Annotated in this window: 11 protein-coding genes and 1 pseudogene; 6 read left to right on the plus strand and 6 right to left on the minus strand. The window is 38.0% G+C overall.

Features of this window, described 5'->3' with window-relative positions; translation table 11 throughout:
• The 3 genes and pseudogenes from EWM59_RS28490 to EWM59_RS26090 all read right to left on the minus strand — a co-directional run.
• Positions 1–635 (minus strand): annotated as a pseudogene (locus EWM59_RS28490) (transposase); the annotation flags it as partial.
• A gap of 258 nt (positions 636–893) precedes the next feature.
• Entirely contained in the window at positions 894–1,616 is a 723-nt protein-coding gene (locus tag EWM59_RS26085; RefSeq protein ID WP_130024164.1) for a rhodanese-like domain-containing protein, read from the minus strand.
• Between the two features lie 105 nt (positions 1,617–1,721).
• Positions 1,722–2,510, minus strand: coding sequence for a hypothetical protein (locus tag EWM59_RS26090; protein ID WP_130024165.1), 789 nt, complete (start codon positions 2,508–2,510; stop codon positions 1,722–1,724).
• Positions 2,511–2,836: 326 nt separating this feature from the next.
• Here EWM59_RS26090 and EWM59_RS26095 point away from each other — a divergent pair, with 326 nt between their 5' ends.
• Together EWM59_RS26095 and EWM59_RS26100 are read left to right on the plus strand one after the other, a co-directional pair.
• Complete coding sequence (locus EWM59_RS26095; protein ID WP_130024166.1) at positions 2,837–4,288, plus strand: RNA polymerase sigma factor; 1,452 nt, start codon at positions 2,837–2,839, stop codon at positions 4,286–4,288.
• 45 nt (positions 4,289–4,333) lie between these two features.
• Positions 4,334–5,539 (plus strand): serine hydrolase domain-containing protein, encoded by a 1,206-nt coding sequence (locus tag EWM59_RS26100; protein ID WP_130024167.1) that lies wholly within the window; start codon positions 4,334–4,336, stop codon positions 5,537–5,539.
• 26 nt (positions 5,540–5,565) lie between these two features.
• On the opposite strand, the gene EWM59_RS26105 is transcribed toward EWM59_RS26100, so the two are convergent.
• Both EWM59_RS26105 and EWM59_RS26110 read right to left on the minus strand, forming a co-directional pair.
• Positions 5,566–6,771 carry an AIR synthase related protein gene (locus EWM59_RS26105; protein ID WP_130024168.1) on the minus strand — a complete coding sequence of 402 codons (1,206 nt, stop codon included), beginning with the start codon at positions 6,769–6,771 and terminating at the stop codon, positions 5,566–5,568.
• A gap of 70 nt (positions 6,772–6,841) precedes the next feature.
• On the minus strand, positions 6,842–7,630 hold the full coding sequence (locus tag EWM59_RS26110) for a cyanophycinase (protein WP_165372307.1): 789 nt from the start codon (positions 7,628–7,630) through the stop codon (positions 6,842–6,844).
• An 89-nt stretch (positions 7,631–7,719) separates the two neighbouring features.
• Between EWM59_RS26110 and EWM59_RS26115 the strand changes: the two genes are divergently transcribed.
• Entirely contained in the window at positions 7,720–8,799 is a 1,080-nt protein-coding gene (locus tag EWM59_RS26115) for a glycoside hydrolase family 130 protein (RefSeq protein ID WP_130024170.1), read from the plus strand.
• Positions 8,800–9,903: 1,104 nt separating this feature from the next.
• Here EWM59_RS26115 and argH read toward each other — a convergent pair.
• On the minus strand, positions 9,904–11,262 hold the full coding sequence (argH, locus tag EWM59_RS26125; RefSeq protein WP_130024172.1) for an argininosuccinate lyase: 1,359 nt from the start codon (positions 11,260–11,262) through the stop codon (positions 9,904–9,906).
• A 482-nt stretch (positions 11,263–11,744) separates the two neighbouring features.
• Between argH and EWM59_RS26130 the strand changes: the two genes are divergently transcribed.
• From EWM59_RS26130 to EWM59_RS26140, 3 genes are all read left to right on the plus strand, one after another.
• Positions 11,745–11,966 carry a hypothetical protein gene (locus tag EWM59_RS26130; protein WP_130024173.1) on the plus strand — a complete coding sequence of 74 codons (222 nt, stop codon included), beginning with the start codon at positions 11,745–11,747 and terminating at the stop codon, positions 11,964–11,966.
• A 78-nt stretch (positions 11,967–12,044) separates the two neighbouring features.
• Entirely contained in the window at positions 12,045–13,391 is a 1,347-nt protein-coding gene (locus EWM59_RS26135) for a vanadium-dependent haloperoxidase (protein WP_229239437.1), read from the plus strand.
• Positions 13,392–13,539: 148 nt separating this feature from the next.
• On the plus strand, positions 13,540–17,050 hold a 3,511-nt coding region (locus EWM59_RS26140), incomplete at its 3' end, for an NHL repeat-containing protein (RefSeq protein WP_510186010.1).

A 17,050-nucleotide genomic window follows, 5' to 3' on the forward strand; every position in this document is an offset into this window, starting at 1 on the left:
TTTTGTGGATGAATGAGCAAAATATTCTTTTTCCAACGAACCAGAAAATCCTGTTCAAAGTGCATCATCCATTCAATAGTCCATGCAGAAGCATAGCCTCTGTCAAGTACATGTAAAACCTTTACGATGAGTGACTTGTTGAGTTTTTTGAGCATTCGGAACATGATATTCGAAGCCAATTCCTTGTATTTACCTCTACTGGTCCACCAACTCATTTGACACACCGAGGGGATTTCTCCCAAAGCTGATACCATCGTAGCTGTCCAATGAAAACCTGGTACACAAATCCGACTGGCTGGTGGATGGTAAAAACCTTTCTTGATTTTGGTTAATCGTTTCCCTTTGCTACTTTCTACACTACATAAGCCCTCCATGAACCAAGACTCTGGTTTTTCTATCCGACTATCATCCCACAATAACAGTGGACGAAGACCTCTTGCCTGTAAATCTCTGATGCGTTCTTTGGCCTTTGCAAACAAAAAATTGTCAACTAATTTACTTTCCCATTTCTTACTCCGAAGTAGATTACTGATGCGTTTGGTGCCTGCTGGGGCATGGGCAAAACCACAGATGTAAGCCCCTAACTCGCTTAATAATAAACCCATTTTCTGATTGCGGAAAACCAGTATGGCCATAAATAAATCAAAAAATGTACGGCTTAGACGCTTATCTATTTGAGAATCAAGTTTTGTGAGAATACTTTGAAGATATTGACTGGATTGACTTAGAAGAAAAGCACCTGTCTTATTGTGTGTTTGCTTAGTTTTTGATAATATTGTAAACATAAAAAGACCTCCTGATTGATTTGTGTTTGTAGTGATTCACAAATTTAACCAGAAGGTTCTTTTTTTTTATTTACCAGTCCCAAAATTCGGGATGACTCATGTTTTGCTTTATAACTTATTGAGTTTCAATAACACCTCTTTTAATTCCTGCTCACTAATTTCGCCTGTGCCACTCCAGGTTCGTCTGCCTTTTTTTATAATCACATAAGTAGGGCTTTCTTCTATTTTAAATACCGAAGCTACAATATCATTTTTCTCAGAGTCAACTTTCAGCAGTTTTATTTGCTTGTTTTCATCCGCAATTTTGTTGAGCAAAGGAGTCATTTTTTTACATACATCGCACCATTCTGTATAAAAATGAATCAACACTACTTCATTTGACTTTACAATATCATCAAGGTTCTGTAAGGTTAAAGCCGCAATAGGTTTAGTATCGGTAGTACTTGATACATAAGGTTTACTTGAAGCAGTCCATTGGGCAAACCCACCATTAAGGTCATATACTTCTTTAAACCCCATCGTTTTTAGAAAGGCAGCAGCATCAGTACTCCGTTTGCCTGAAAAACAATACAGAAGTACAGGCCTGTTTTTATCTAATCTCTTTTTAGCTACTTCTTCAAAATCATCATCAGTAAAATTGATATTAGCTGCACGTTTGATATGACCGATGCTAAATTCAGAAGGCGTGCGTACATCTACCAATTGAGCGGTCGGACCAATTGCTTTGATTTTATTATCAAAATCGTTGACAGTTAAAGAATAAGCATCTTTATTCTGCGCAAAAACCGATAGTCCAGTCAAAATAAAAACGATTGAAAATAAATACTTCATTGATGTGATAAGGTAGTAATGTAGGGACAAAGAATACAATTCAAATTCTGTAACGAATCTATGTAGAAATTATTGAATAGCTGGTATTATCAATTATTAATACTGTTACCGGTTACCGGTAGGTAAAAAACTCTGAACTGACAAGTTGCTGGGCATAGACAATATTCCTTCATAATCTATTTCATCAAAAATTAAATCATCAGGAATTTTATCTTCGGCACTATGATTCACAATCATGCTGTAATGAGAAAAACTATCGACCGGAACAGACAAGCGATAAAGCACGGTATTATCAAGGCTTTTGTTTTCCATTTTCCAGATAGCTAACTTCGTTTGCTCATTAAGAATTTTTATAGTAAATTTTACTCCCTGAAAACAGTCAATAACAATACCATTAGCAGAATTCTGAACAGATTTGATAAAATAAGTATCCGGCCCAAGACCTTTACTGACTAAGACTGTTGAATCGGTTATGGTAAAAGAATAATGATTCTTTAAGACTTTAGGGCAGAAAATATATGTAGTACCATTGAGCTCTTGTGCCTCAAACCATTTTCTGGGAACCTGACTCAACAATGGATCGTTTTTAAACGACCATAATTCGTTTATCTTTTTAGATGCTTTAAAATCCCGGCAGGCTCGCTGAATAAGGGATTCATGATAATCGTCAAAAGCCAATTTCTCTATCAGGTTCTGAGAGAAAACAGAGTTTTGCGTTGTGTCAATAAAAACACCGTGTCTTTTTTTAATCATCTTATCAGGATTATCCGGGTAGATAGTAATAGTCTGATTGTAAAAGCTACGATAAACGGTTTCTGATAATTTTTTAGAGCTTTGCGCACAAAGATTAAAAACCAAAAGGCATAGTAATCCACCAATAGTAATTGTCTTCATAGGGGCACGAGTATAGATTCATCAACTTTATTATTAAGCGGATGCAAAAATCGTGCTAAAAGGAATATTCTTGAAAATATAAATTATTAAACATAAGTTGTTGATAATGAGTGTTTTATGAGTTGAGATATAGCTGGCTTTATATAAAAAGAGATTTGGAATAATTATTGTAGTGCCACTCAATCATTTTTTTTGCTCTGTAAATGGTTGAGTAATGTGGTTAAACATGAACCTGCCGGATACCTAAAATAGCATCAGCAAAAAAAGTTTATTTTCAACTGCAACTTTTAAGATTTTGTGCATCATAGCGTAAAGTAAAATCTGATATGACTGAACCGACGCAGAATTTCTGGGAAATTGCCTATAAACAGAATATTGGTAAAATGCTTGGCGTTTGCTATCGCTATGTGCGAGATAAGCAATTGGCCGAAGACCTGGCGCATGATGCTTTTCTAAATGCCATTGATAAATCGGCAGGTTTCAGAGGCGAAGGGCATTTTGATGCCTGGCTGAGAAAGATAGCAGTAAATGTGGCTTTGCAGTATTTAAGAGAACAAAAGAAAAAGGAGTATCATAATGAATGGATACAATATGAAAATGAAAACATGGAATCAAATGAAGAGGCATTGACAACGGATTTCAGCGAAGAAGAATTATTAGATGCCATCAATCAATTGCCTGAACATCATAAGATGGTATTCAATCTTTTTGTGATTGATAAATTCGGTCATGCTGAAATAGCACAAGAGTTAGGCATCAATGAAAATACATCTAAATCACATCTGGCCAGAGCAAGAAAGAAAATCAGAAGCATATTATTGGCTAAAAAAGAAAAAGAACGAACAGTTTTTGCTTTCTTTTTACCAATAAAAATCTGGAATATAGACAAAACCTATCAGAAAGCCTTCTGTAATTTTGAATTAGAACCAACTAATTTCCTGAAAACAGATGCTTATGATTCGAATTCGTGGCCGATACCCAAATTTAATCCTTATCCTGTTGTTTCAAAGAGTTTTATAGGGTCTGGTGTAGTCCTGGGAGGTGTGGCAGTCAGTTTATTTGTGGTGGTAGTTTCCTCTCAACAAGAACCTAAAAACGGATTAGAGAAAGAATTGACAATGCAGGTAAGCCTTGCTGACGATAAAAAAGCGATAGAAACAAAGGCAGACAAGCAGGATAGTATAATCACTTTTCAAAACAAAAATACAACACCTATCAATATATCTCAAAATTCTGACTCTACCAGTGCAACTATTGTTGATAATGCCATCATACCTGATGAAAACAATTTAAATAATACAGATATGAAAAGGTTAAACACAGTAAGCGCACTATTATTGGCAGGAGCCACCAGTATGGGATTTGATTCTTCCGCAAACCCAAGATTTAAACTTGGGTCAGATTTGAAACTGCCAGATATTCATTTTCAAGAGCCTAAGATTCAGGAACCGCAAGATGAATTTGTAGTAAAAAGAAAAGAAGGAGAAGGGATTTTTAATGCCTCAAAAATATCCTGGTCGTCTAAGAATCATCAGGTTTATATGAAGGGTATTGCGATGAAAGCAAAGTTTGGAAAGGATAAGTTTAATGCCACAGGTACGGTTTCTTTTTTGGGTGAGGTATATTACTTAGTGATTGATGGAGAAGAGGTGCCGATGGATAAAGATATAAAACTTTCAGAGGGTAATTATTCTGTAAAAGCATTAAGTATCAATCAGTCTGTAAGAAAATACGGCGAAAAAGGAAAAAACGGAGCCGTTGAAATAGTGAAGCTTTGATAGAAAAATATAGCCTGTTTAAAACATACATTCAATTATAAAGATATGCTTCTTAAAACTTATTACTCTATTGTCCGTCTTTTAGGAAAATCTGCAATTCTGTTTTTTTTGATTCAATCTAATGGCTTCTCTCAGAGAAGCCATTTAGATAGCTCAATAGTGAGTTTTATGGTTGAGCGGTATATACCGGGATTTGCTGCATGTAAGATTGAAAATGATAGAATTATCTGGTCAAAAACTTTCGGACAAGCCAATGTTGAAAAGAGAATACCCATGAGCATTGATGGAATTATGAATATAGGTTCCATTTCAAAAACTTTTACCGCTACGGCCATCATGCAACTATGGGAAAAAGGAAAGGTAAAATTAGAGGCAGACGTAAATGATTATATAGGGTTTACAGTCAGAAACCCGAAATTCCCTGATAAGCCTATTACTGTTTTTCAATTATTAACGCATACTTCATCTATCCTTGACGGGAAAGCATACGGTGAAAGCTATTCCTGCGGAGACCCAACCACGAACCTTCATGACTGGATATATGGCAACCTTAACAATAAAGGTAAATTCTTTGGTAGTGGGGATAATTTCCATGATTTCGCACCGGGAGAAAAAGAAGAATATTCAAATGTTGCTTTCGGGCTTTTAGGGCTTATTGTAGAAAAGGTTTCTAAACAACCTTTTAATATTTATTGCCGAGATTTCATTTTCAGACCTCTTGGCATGATCAAAACAGGCTGGATGCTCAATGAAGTGGATATAAGTAAGTATATTATTCCTTATGCTTTTGTTACCAAAGAGAATAGAAATGAGCTATTAGAAAACAAAGAATTATTTTCAGCAGAATCTGAATTTAAAGTCGGTAGTTTTGTGCCTTATTGCTTATATAGTTTTCCGAACTACCCTGATGGACTTATCAGAACAAGCATAAGAGAATTATCTTATTTTTTAAGAGCTATGATAAATGGGGGTAAACTTAATGATGTCAAAATTCTGAATGAAACTACTATTTCAAAAATGCTTACCTTGCAAATTGATGGAAACAAGCATAGAGGTTTATGCTGGGAAAAATTTGAGAATATCGTAGCTAAAGAAACTATTTCATTATGGGGTCATAGTGGTGGAGACCCCGGTATTACTACTTATCTTTTATTTAACCCAATTGATAAAACTGGCGTAATTGCATTTCAAAATAATGCCACCGGCGGAACAGAGGACATCGTTAAGAAAATATATCTTGAAGCAAAATAGAAACTAAAGTCATTAGGTTTTTTGTCTTAATACACAAACTTCCCAAACTCACTCTGAATAGTTACTTGCTTGGTAGCAAACGGCTCTACTCTGCCAATAATCTGTGCATCAATATTGAAAGACTGGGCAATTTCAATGATACGTTGAGCGTATGTTTTCGGCAGATATACTTCTAAACGATGCCCCATATTAAATACCTTATACATTTCCTGCCAGCTGGTACCACTTTGCTCATGAATCATTTTAAACAAAGGCGGAATCGGGAAAAGGTTATCTTTAATCACTTGGAGTTTATCGATAAAATGTAGAACCTTGGTTTGCGCTCCACCACTGCAATGCACCATACCATGAATATGTGGGCGAAGTTCATCTAAAAATACCTTGGCTACCGGGGCATAAGTGCGGGTAGGAGATAAGATCAATTTACCTACGTCGGGCAATGTATCTAAGGTTTCTTTATCAAGTGTCGCATTGTAAGGCTCTGTGGCAGTAGCATCAGTCAATGATTTTTTGCCACTATATACCAGTGAAAAATCAATATCGCCGTCAAAACTTTCAGGATATTTTTCGGCATAGATTTTATCTAATACATCGTGCCGGGCAGAGGTTAGCCCATTGCTTCCCATACCACCATTGTATTGTTTTTCATAAGTGGCCTGTCCGTAAGAAGCCAGACCTACAATTACATCACCCGCTGCTATCCGGTCATTAGAGATTACGTCAGATCTTTTCATGCGGGCAATCAATGTGCTGTTTACGGCAATGGTTCTTACCAAATCTCCCACATCGGCCGTTTCGCCACCTGTGCTGTATATCTCAATGCCATGACTGCGAAGCATCTCTAAACATTCCTCCGTACCGTTGATAATTTCGGCAATTACTTCTCCCGGAATCTTGTTTTTGTTTCTGTCGATACTTGACGAGATTAGCATTGGGCCTACCGAACCTACACATAGCAAATCATCAGTATTCATCACGATAGAGTCCTGAGCAATTCCTCTCCAGACCGATAGGTCTCTGGTTTCTTTCCAGTATAAATAAGCCAGAGAAGTTTTAGTACCTGCACCGTCGGCATGCATGATGTTACAATACTCAGCATCTCCGCCCAGCGTATCAGGTGAAATTTTGCAGAAAGCCTTTGGGAATAATCCTTTGTCGAGCTTTTCAATAGCCTTGTGAACATCTTCTTTAGCGGCAGAAACACCGCGCTGCATATAACGGTCGGTACTCATCTATAATTGGTTTTTGCTGCAAAGGTAAGAAAAATGTCTTTTGTGTACCGAAATAAATCTTTCGTTTCAGCTATTTTACACGTTTACGTTTGGCTAAGTCAAACTTCTCGCCTTTTGCCAAAAGCAGAAATTTCATTTCATTACGGTTCTTTTCTGCTTCAAAAATCATGACCTGGCTCTCGCCCATTACTTCGGCTATGCGGTTGTCTTCTACATACACAGCCGTATTTTCGTCGATACCCACACCCAATAATTCAGGATTCTGGAATATCAAGCCAATCAGGCGGTTTTGTCTCTGGCGTTTAATGAAGTGCTGGTCAACAATGATATTGCTTAGTAGCCCCAAACCCTTTTTTATTTCTACTTTTGAGCCGTCAATCACTTTAAAATCACCCTCACCCGTAATCATTTTCTGACTCATAATAGCAGTTCCGGCACTGGTTCCGGCAAATACTACTTTGTTTTTATATTGGGCATGCAAGGCATTAAATAATTCTTCATCCTGCAATACTGCCATAATCCGAGTCTGGTCTCCTCCACAAAAAAATACGCCTGTCGCTGATTTTAACTGATTCAGAAAGATAGCTTTGGTTTCGGGCGTGAGTGGTGACAAAGAAGCTTTTTCAACCTTGATTGTTGAAAGGGCTGCAACATCTTTATTAAAAGCATCAAAACTTTCGTCCTGCACGCCACTTGCCCAAGGAATAACTAATATTTTTCCGTTTTCTTTGCCACTCAATTCAATGAATTTTGTCATTACATCAGGCGTGCGTTTGCCGCCACCTATCATAATTAAACGCTCTTGAGCCAGTAAAGGAGTACTTAACAGGAAGGAGAAGAGAAAGATTAATCGTAGCATTTTAGTTTTATTAAGATTGTCTATATATTTGGACGAAGGATACAACACCATTATTTATTAAAACTTCTATTCACCGAAAATACAAATCTATGAAAAAATACCTTTTCATTCTTTCTATCTGCCTGGCAGCCTGCGAAAATAAAACCGAACAACAAGACTGGCAATTAGTGCCTTTTGTAAAGCAAGATGCCGACAACCCCGTTTTAAGTGCTAATGATACCACTACCTTTGACGACCCTATTTTAAAAAGAACCATTAACTGGGAGGCAAAAGATGTCTATAACCCATCGGCAGTAGTAAGAGACGGAAAAGTGTATTTGCTATACAGAGCCGAAGACACGCTGAAAGTAGTAGATGGTACTTCTCGCCTGGGTTTAGCAGTAAGCGAAGACGGTATTCATTTTACCCGTCAGCCTAAGCCTGTGTTTTATCCGGCAGAAGATTTTATGAAAAAATATGAGTATCCGGGAGGTTGTGAAGATCCCCGTCTGGTAGAAACTGCTGATGGTAAATATATATTAACCTATACCGCCTATGATGGTAAAACCGCCCGCTTATGCGTAGCCTCATCGCCTGATTTACAGAACTGGAAAAAAGAAGGATTGGCTTTTAAAGATGCCAAATACGAAAGCCTGTGGTCGAAGTCAGGGGCGATTATTTGTGAGAAAGTAAACGAGAAATTTATTGCCAAGAAAATCAATGATAAATACTGGATGTATTTTGGAGATACCAATTTATTTCTGGCAAGCTCGGACAACCTGACTGACTGGACGATTTTAGAAGATGAAACAGGTAAGCCTAAACCAATAGTAAAACCAAGAGACGATAATTTTGATAGCTGGTTGGTAGAGTCAGGCCCTGCGGCTTTTATAACCGATAAAGGTATCCTGTTGATTTATAATAGTGCCAATAAGGGTTTTCAGAATAAGGCAACTGATACCAAAAATGCCTATAGAGCCGGGCAGGTATTGTTTGATAAAAACGACCCAACGAAAATTATAGACCGCTCGAAAACCTTTTTCTTTGAGCCTGACAAACCTTATGAATTAACCGGACAAGTAAACAATGTAGTTTTTGTAGAGGGTCTGGTAAACTTTAAAGACCGCTGGTTTCTTTATTATGGCACGGCCGATTCTAAAATTGCAGTAGCTGTCAGTGATAAGAAATAGATAAAACCTCATTACAACCATCTAAGCGAAAAATAAGTCAGAAGGGCATAAAGCTAAATTTATGCGAAGACTTATACTCCTTAGATGGTTTTTATTTTTACCATTCCTCACTTTTGCTCAGGAGAAAATTACTGATTTTGCAAACGCTTCTACCAGAAGTGTTAATAAAACTGTTTACGCAGATACCCTTTCTGGCAAACTTTTATTCTACGCCAATATGCCTGAAAAGGCTATTCATCTGTGGGTGTCTGATGGGACTAAAGAGGGAACCAAGCTACTGAAAGATAGCCTCGGAGAATCGCCACAAATTTACTATGACCGAACGATTAAGAAATATGGTTACATTTATTTTGGGAGATTCTGGAAAACAGATGGAGAGAAAATCTATGAACTGCCGATTGGAAGAGATTCCTTGCGTGGTCTCCAACTGTTTGCCAATAAATTATTGGTTTACTTTCAATACATAAAACAAACACCCGGTCAGCCTAATGTAAATGTTTCCTCTTTTGGCTGGTTAGATTCTTTGAATCAGGTAAAAATCTGGGAGAATGGCATTATATCCTTTCAGATTATTGATAATACCTTACATTATATTAAGCACAATAGCATCTCTCAAAATTACGAGTTACATAAAATTTATGCAGATAATACTCACATAGTAAATATCATAAGTAACCCCGAAGCTCAACTACTCTCTTTTATTTATTTCTCAAAAAATAACCACGATTACTATTTCTTCTATACTTATCAGGGTTGGAAATTCTACCATAAGCCAGCCAATGACCAAGAAAATGCCAGACTGGAGGACTGGACAAGTAATGCCAATTATAATGTCAGAAGTTTCAGAGTTAAGGACTCAGAGAACAATGATTATTTACTGAAATTTTTCAATGGGATACATATCTATAAAATTACAGAAAATAATCAATTGACCGAGCAATGGTCTCTGCCACCCAATGGATTTATGCCCGATAAAGACTTCCGGCCTTATGATACCAATATTGTAGAAAATGTATCTATTTCCGGCAATGAACTAATCTATACAAATGCCTATCTAAGCGAAGGGGTTAGTTCGTCAATACCCCTACCTATATATATAGTATCTTATTGGTCTGCTCCCCAATTCAGGAGTTTAACAAATGCGGCATCAATTTTTTCAAATTCAAAACTTTTAATCACGTCGTTCATCATTTGTACAATCTCACCATTACACAGGTTGCCAAGACTTCCTTCTAAGGTATGGTTTAATTCTCTTGGTGCCTCGTAGGTGCCTCCGAAAATTTCGTCTTTTACCTGCAGGTAGGCATCTCTGAAAGGTAACCCTTGCATGACCAGTTCATTTACTCTTTCGACCGAGAAAATCGGGTCATATTTTTTATCTGCCAACAAATCGTCTTTTACCTGAATATTCGGTAACATCATAGCCGTAATATCCAGACATTCAATAACCTGGTCGAATGCAGGCATCAGAATTTCTTTGAGAATCTGCATATCCCGATGGTAGCCACTTGGCAGATTACTGGTTACAAAAGCTAACTCAGTAGGTAAGCCTTTCAATCGGTTGGTTTTGGCTCTTAGTAACTCAGCCACATCAGGATTCTTTTTGTGTGGCATAATACTACTACCTGTGGTAAAATCATCAGGTAAAGTCAAGAATCCGAAGTTCTGTGAATTGTACAAACAAATATCCATTGCCATACGCGATAGGGTAGTGGCAAGAGAAGTCAAGGCAGATAAAACTACATACTCGGTTTTACCCCTTGTCATCTGTGCATATACTACGTTATAATTAAGGTCGTCGAAACCTAATAGTTCAGTAGTAAGCGTTCGGTTCAGTGGAAACGAACTCCCATAGCCTGCCCCGGAGCCTAACGGATTTTTATTAACAACCTTATAAGCACCCTGTAAGATATTTACATCATCTACCAGACTTTCGGCATAAGCCCCAAACCATAGCCCGAATGAAGAAGGCATGGCAATTTGCAGGTGGGTATAGCCGGGCAATAAATCATCTTTATGTATTTCGCTTTTTTCAATTAAGTGCCTGAACACCCATTCAATTTTCTGTATAATAACACGTATCTGATGGCGCATGAATAGTTTTAAATCTACCAGAACCTGGTCGTTACGTGAGCGGCCGCTATGAATTTTTTTACCTGTATCGCCCAATGCCTGAGTGAGTAACCATTCTACCTGAGAGTGTACGTCTTCGATATTTTTCTCTATCAAAAACTTGTCATTTACAATATCATTGTATATCTTTCGGCACTCTTTTAAGAGACTACCTAACTCATCGGCTTTAAGCAAGCCAATAGATTCTAACATGATGGCATGTGCCATTGAGCCGAGTACATCAAACTCTGCCAGGTACAAATCCATCTCACGGTCGTTCCCAACCGTAAAGTTTTCAATTACATTAATTTCTGAAGTATTTTTACTGCTTTCCTTTTGCCAGAGTTTCACAATGTGTCGGTTTGATTAGAACACAAATATAAAGATGAAATGCGCTGGTAATAAAATTTTATAACGTTTTTAATGATTGCATAGCCGTGCAACTTTTTTAGCACGATTTTTGCACTCTTTAAAAGACAATCGTTGTATGAACCTGAAAGTACAGTATTTATATTGAGTGAAAAGAAGCTATTTCAGAGGGTTTTAGTACAGCATAGAAATAAAGTCAGTAAAGAATTGTTTTGGCACGGATTTAGTTAAATCCCGTATCTTAGTATCACAAATACTATGCCAGTACATGCGAATAGTGTGTTTATTTGCTGATTTTTTTCGTAACAACCAAAAGTGAAGAATAATAATTGTTTGAGTGAGCCTGCCTTTGTGACGTGTCCCAATTATTATCGTCTATATCAAAAAGCATTGAATACCTAATTTATATTAGTTGAATTCCAGATACATTTTTACTATTGAGTGAACCTTTACTATTTTACACGATGAAGAAAAGTTATACCTTTATGGGTAGATGCTGTGCATCTGTTTCTTCTATTCTGAACCTTCTATCAATTGTTAACTCTGAAACCTTAGGGGTTTTAGGTAAGTTGATGTTTACAGACAATCGTGTGTATGCTGCTAAAGTTTCTTCACAATCTGCTCTCCAAAGCTTTTGTACTCGTAGTAATATCCCAATGGTAATTCAAGACAGGAAAATGAATTGATTTTTCTGCCGAATTAGAATTTGAGTGAATTTTTGAGATATACTATTTAAAATGAAGATTAAACCTTTATCACACCTCATGGTACAATTACTTATTACCACCACAATGGTAATGGGTTGTATTGTCGCTCGTGCGAATGATAGAAATCAATCTGTTCAGAAAATATCAGAAAAAAATGTGTTGAGTGCAGAAGTTCCCGTAAAATGGGGCAAAATGACTCTGAAAATTCTGAAAGGCACGAAAGGAGGATCCCCTACTTATGGTTCTCGCTCGTTAGGTTACATGGGTCTGACTATGTACGAAAGTGTTGTGCATGGTAATACCGCATATAAATCTTTAGCAGGTCAGTTGAATGGATTGGCTGTATTGCCACAACCGGATAAAGATTTGAAGTATAACTGGGCACTTGCCCTGAATGCAGGTCAGGCATATCTTTTAAAACAATTGTACGAACATACTCCTGCCGCTAACAAAGCCAGCATTGATTCGTTAGAAAATTCCATCTACAATTCAGAAGCAAATAAAGAAGTAGCCGAGCGTTCTGCCAGATACGGTCAGGAAATTGCCAAGGCCATTTTCGAGTGGTCAAAAATTGATGGCGGCTACCAAGGCTACAAACGTAATTTTGATAGTACCTACGCTTTACCTAAAGAAGATGGTTTATGGCAGGCGCCACCTAAGGGACAATCTCCGGTAGCTTTGCCTTTGCACCCATACTGGGGTAAGAATCGCACCTTCATTTCTGCCAATGGTCAATTAGAAATTCCTAAAAAAATCCCTTATAGCTACCTGAAAGATTCTGACTACTACAATCAGATGTATGAAGTGTACAAAATGAGAAGTACACTAACGCAGGAGCAAAAAGAAATTGCCAACTGGTGGGGCGATGACCCAACCGAGACGTTTTCGCCTCCGGGACATTCTTATAATTTAGCTACTATTACTATTGTTACTGCCAAAGCAGATTTTTTCAAAGCTACGCAGACTTACGCAAAAGTAGGGATGGCCGTAGCTGATGCTTTTATTAACTGCTGGAAATGCAAATATTATTACCATGCGCAACGCCCCTGGTATTTTATTTTTTATAACATAGCCACCCTTTGGGATTTGTACTGGCCTGAACCTCCTTTCCCGGCTTTTTATTCGGGGCATGCCGCACAGGCAGCCGCAACAGCAACAGTTCTTGCCGGTATATATGGTAACCCTTTCAAATTAATAGACGATTCACACGTAGGCAGACCGATGGATACCCAACGTGTGGTAGAATATAAAGCCCGGAAATTCAGTTCATTCTGGCAGGTAGCTGTAGAGACGGCCGATGCCCGTATGTACGGCGGTATTCATACCTGTCATGATAACGAGGTAGGTCTGAAAGAAGGAAGTAAAATTGGCAACAACGTAAATGCTTTGCCCTGGCAAGGCTAAATTCATTTTTGAATAAATCTGACCGTTAAGGTCTTTTTATATTATATAACTATTGAGTGTAACAATTACAATTACCATGAGAAATTTTACATCTTGGTTCACAAGTGTTAGCAGAACTTTCATCTTCAGAAAGTCAGATACTTTGCTAATGACTTTAATCCACCTATTATTACCTTTAAAGCTAAAAGGCTTACTTTACGAGCCTGCTTTAGCTCCTGTCTCTGACAATACCTCTCAGCGCAACAAAGCGCGGGCGCAGCGTCTGATGGCAGGGAGATATATCACGGCTTTTATGGCTGTATTATTCTCATGGTTTACTACCTCAATAACCCATGCGCAAAACGCTCCGCTCAACTGTGATAAATATTACATGTTGGTAGGAGAACTTGTCGATAAAAATGGTACTCAGACTGCCCGTACTGATGTGTATCAGTTTGGCAGCAGCAGTCTCACCACCTGTAAATTTGAAAGCGGTGGAGGTGGAGAAGGAATGTGTGTAGACCCTACCAGAAATATTGCCTATATAGCTACCTGTTGTAATCAGGGAGAAGTGCGTGTTTATAACTATAGTACAGCGTCTTTTGAAACTCCTATCAAACTTGATGGTGAGGATTTATTAGATGCTACTTTATCTGAAGACTATAACTTCTTATATGTAACTACTTATAATAAAGTTTTTAAGATTAGTGTTAATACAAGCCCCAGAGCTGTTGTAGCTACTTTTGCTAAAGCGAATGCTAAAAATAGTGAAGCCAAAGAATTTTGGGGAGTAGCCATTCACCCAACTATCAGCGGTAATTCAAATTCAGGAAGAGTATATTTTACAACCAACTGGCAATTTGGTAAAGGTGCAAGTACAATTGAAAGAATCGATGCTAATCTTTCAGGCCCAAGTACTTTAATCAGAACAGCACCTTCAGGATTTTATTATAGAGGTATTACTTTCAGACCTGACGGAACTCTATGGGCAGTTTTGGCCAATGGTAATAATCAGGCTGACCGTCTGATGAAGTATAATGCCAACGATGGAACAATTTTAGGTACTTACTACTTTCCGGCACCCGCAAGTCATGATGGTAATGCAAGTCAGGGAGATGTTAACCCTTTTGATATAGCATTCGGTCCAGGGGGTGATATATATGTTACTACATTTGCCGGAGACTGTGTTACCAAGATTACCTATAATTCACTAAGTAATGGTTCCAACCAAGGTTTCGGAACATACATCGACTATCAGGCAGGAGTGTCTGGTAAATCTATCACGTTTGTTTGCGGTAACTTTAAATGTATATGCAATGCACCTGTAATTAATACTGTAAACGTAGGTTATAGTGGAGGAACCTGTAATGGTTCTAATCCAAACAACAATGGTTATGTTACCATTTCAAACCTGACTTATAATGCAAATGAAAAAATAAGGGCCGATATTAAAGAAGGTACAAGTTATGGTACAACTCCTATTTATGGTGCAGGCTCAAATATTGCGTTACTGCAAAATGAAACTACCATTACCTTTAAAAACCTCAAACCTAATACCAATTATACTGTACGTGTTTGGGGTGGAAAAGATGCGTGTTATACAGATTTCTCTTTCAAAACACAACCTGTTGAATGTTGTACCAATTGTATCTCCAATACTTTTGTAAGTAATGGAGATTTTGCAGCAGTCAATACGAACGGTTGGACGAAGAGCCCATCGTCTATTGATTTTGGTGTTCAATCTGGTGGCTTTGTTATTCTGAATAATACTGATAACGGAAATGGGGGAGGTGATACCTTTGCTTATTATTTGATAGAGAATGGTGTAGTAGATAATGTAAAATATTCATTAAATGCTACTGCTGCCACACATAATCCTCCAAGTGGTAGTTCTGTAAGATCACAGATATACATGGAGTTCTATAATGGTAATTCACTCCTTGGTACATCAGCTAAGTTCAATGTGGTAAATGATATGGATGAAGACGGCTTACTGCCTATTTCTACCATTACTTATACAGCACCGGATAATACCAATAAAATCCGGATAGTGGGTTACTCAAAAGGTCGGGCTTTGAAATTTGATAATGTAGTATTAACTGCCTGTTATGACCCTATCACACTTTCTTTAACGGCTGACCCCAACTGTAGTCAGAATAAAGGAACTATTACTGCCTCAGCAGACGGTGGCAGTGGTGATTATGAATATAGTTTAAATAATAGTACCTGGCAGTCATCAAATATTTTTTCAAATTTAGCCTCAGGTACCTATACTATCTATGTAAAAGATAAAAATACAAGTACTGCTGCCTGTAAGACAAACAAGTCTATTACATTAAACTGTACGCCATGTATCTGCGTATCTAACAATTTTGTAAAGAATCCTAACTTCGATACAGCTATCAGTTCAAATGACTGGGTACTGGAAAATTCAGGCACACCATTTGAACGCTCATCAAATGCTAATTCGGGGAGCTTTGCTATCCTGAATAATGGAGATGCTGTAGGGCCGTATAAAATTTATCAGACCATTACAAGCAATGTTGTAGCTGGTAAGCATTATACCCTCTCTGCCATAGCCGCTACGCACAATGCAAGTAATTCGTCTTATAAAGCACAGATTTACTTCGAGTTCTTAAACGCAAGTAATACTGTAATAGGAACTTCTTCTAAAGCTACTATTACCAATGCTTATAATGGGTCGAATTTAGTAGCAATTTCTCCGATCTCTATGGAAGCCCCAAGTGGTGCTACAAAAATCAGGATTGTGGGTTATAGCTATGGAAGAGCATTGAAATTTGATACAGTAGTGCTTACAACCTGTTATGATGCAGTGGGAGGCTCTTTGGTAAAAACAGATATTGAGTGTGGACAGACCAACGGAACCGTTACAGTAACTGCCACAGGTGGAAGCGGAAGTTATGAATATAGCAGTGGCAATAATATCTGGCAGGCTTCAAATATATTCTCATTACCGGCAGGTAGCTACACCATCTCTATCAGAGATAAAAACGCTACTGATTGTATTAAAACGCTTCAGGTAACACTTACAGCTAAACCTAATCCATCAGTCAGTGTAAATACTGTAAAGATATGTTTAGGTGAGACAGCAGTCTTAACTGCTACTGGCTGTAGTGGTACAGTAAGTTGGTCAGGTGGTGGTACACCAAGTGGTAGTACATTATCTGTTAAACCAACTGCTGCAGGTACAACTACTTATACGGCTACTTGTACAGCAAGTAATGGATGTACAGCACAGGCTGAAGGAAAAGTAATGACCTATCCATTACCAACAATTACAGTAAATGACCTTACGCTATGCGCAGGAGAAACAGGTACTTTAACGGCAAGTAGTTGTACAGGAACAATCACCTGGTCTGGTGGAGGTACGCCAAATGGTTCAACCTTAAGTGTAAATGCAACAGGCACATACACTGCTACCTGTAAAGTAACGACCAATGGTAAAGAGTGTTCAGCTATAGCTTCAGGAAAAGTAACAGTAAATCCGGGCGTAAGCATTGAGGTAAAAGATGTGGTAGTCTGTCTGAATGAGACAGCGACCTTGACAGCGACAGGTTGTACAGGTGGCACTATCAGCTGGACAGGTGGCTCAACAGGCAGCACACTGACTGTTCCCTCAACCACAGCCGGTACTTACAGTTATACAGCGACTTGTAAAA

The sequence above is a fragment of the Emticicia agri genome (assembly GCF_004168285.1).
GTDB lineage: Bacteria > Bacteroidota > Bacteroidia > Cytophagales > Spirosomataceae > Emticicia > Emticicia agri.

Coding starts and splice junctions, on each gene's coding strand:
- EWM59_RS26085 (WP_130024164.1), bottom strand. CDS start 1,616: ATGAAGTATTTATTTTCAATCGTTTTTATTTTGACTGGACTATCGGTT.
- EWM59_RS26095 (WP_130024166.1), top strand. CDS start 2,837: ATGACTGAACCGACGCAGAATTTCTGGGAAATTGCCTATAAACAGAAT.
- EWM59_RS26090 (WP_130024165.1), bottom strand. CDS start 2,510: ATGAAGACAATTACTATTGGTGGATTACTATGCCTTTTGGTTTTTAAT.
- EWM59_RS26105 (WP_130024168.1), bottom strand. CDS start 6,771: ATGAGTACCGACCGTTATATGCAGCGCGGTGTTTCTGCCGCTAAAGAA.
- EWM59_RS26115 (WP_130024170.1), top strand. CDS start 7,720: ATGAAAAAATACCTTTTCATTCTTTCTATCTGCCTGGCAGCCTGCGAA.
- EWM59_RS26135 (WP_229239437.1), top strand. CDS start 12,045: ATGGTACAATTACTTATTACCACCACAATGGTAATGGGTTGTATTGTC.
- EWM59_RS26100 (WP_130024167.1), top strand. CDS start 4,334: ATGCTTCTTAAAACTTATTACTCTATTGTCCGTCTTTTAGGAAAATCT.
- EWM59_RS26130 (WP_130024173.1), top strand. CDS start 11,745: ATGAAGAAAAGTTATACCTTTATGGGTAGATGCTGTGCATCTGTTTCT.
- EWM59_RS26110 (WP_165372307.1), bottom strand. CDS start 7,630: ATGCTACGATTAATCTTTCTCTTCTCCTTCCTGTTAAGTACTCCTTTA.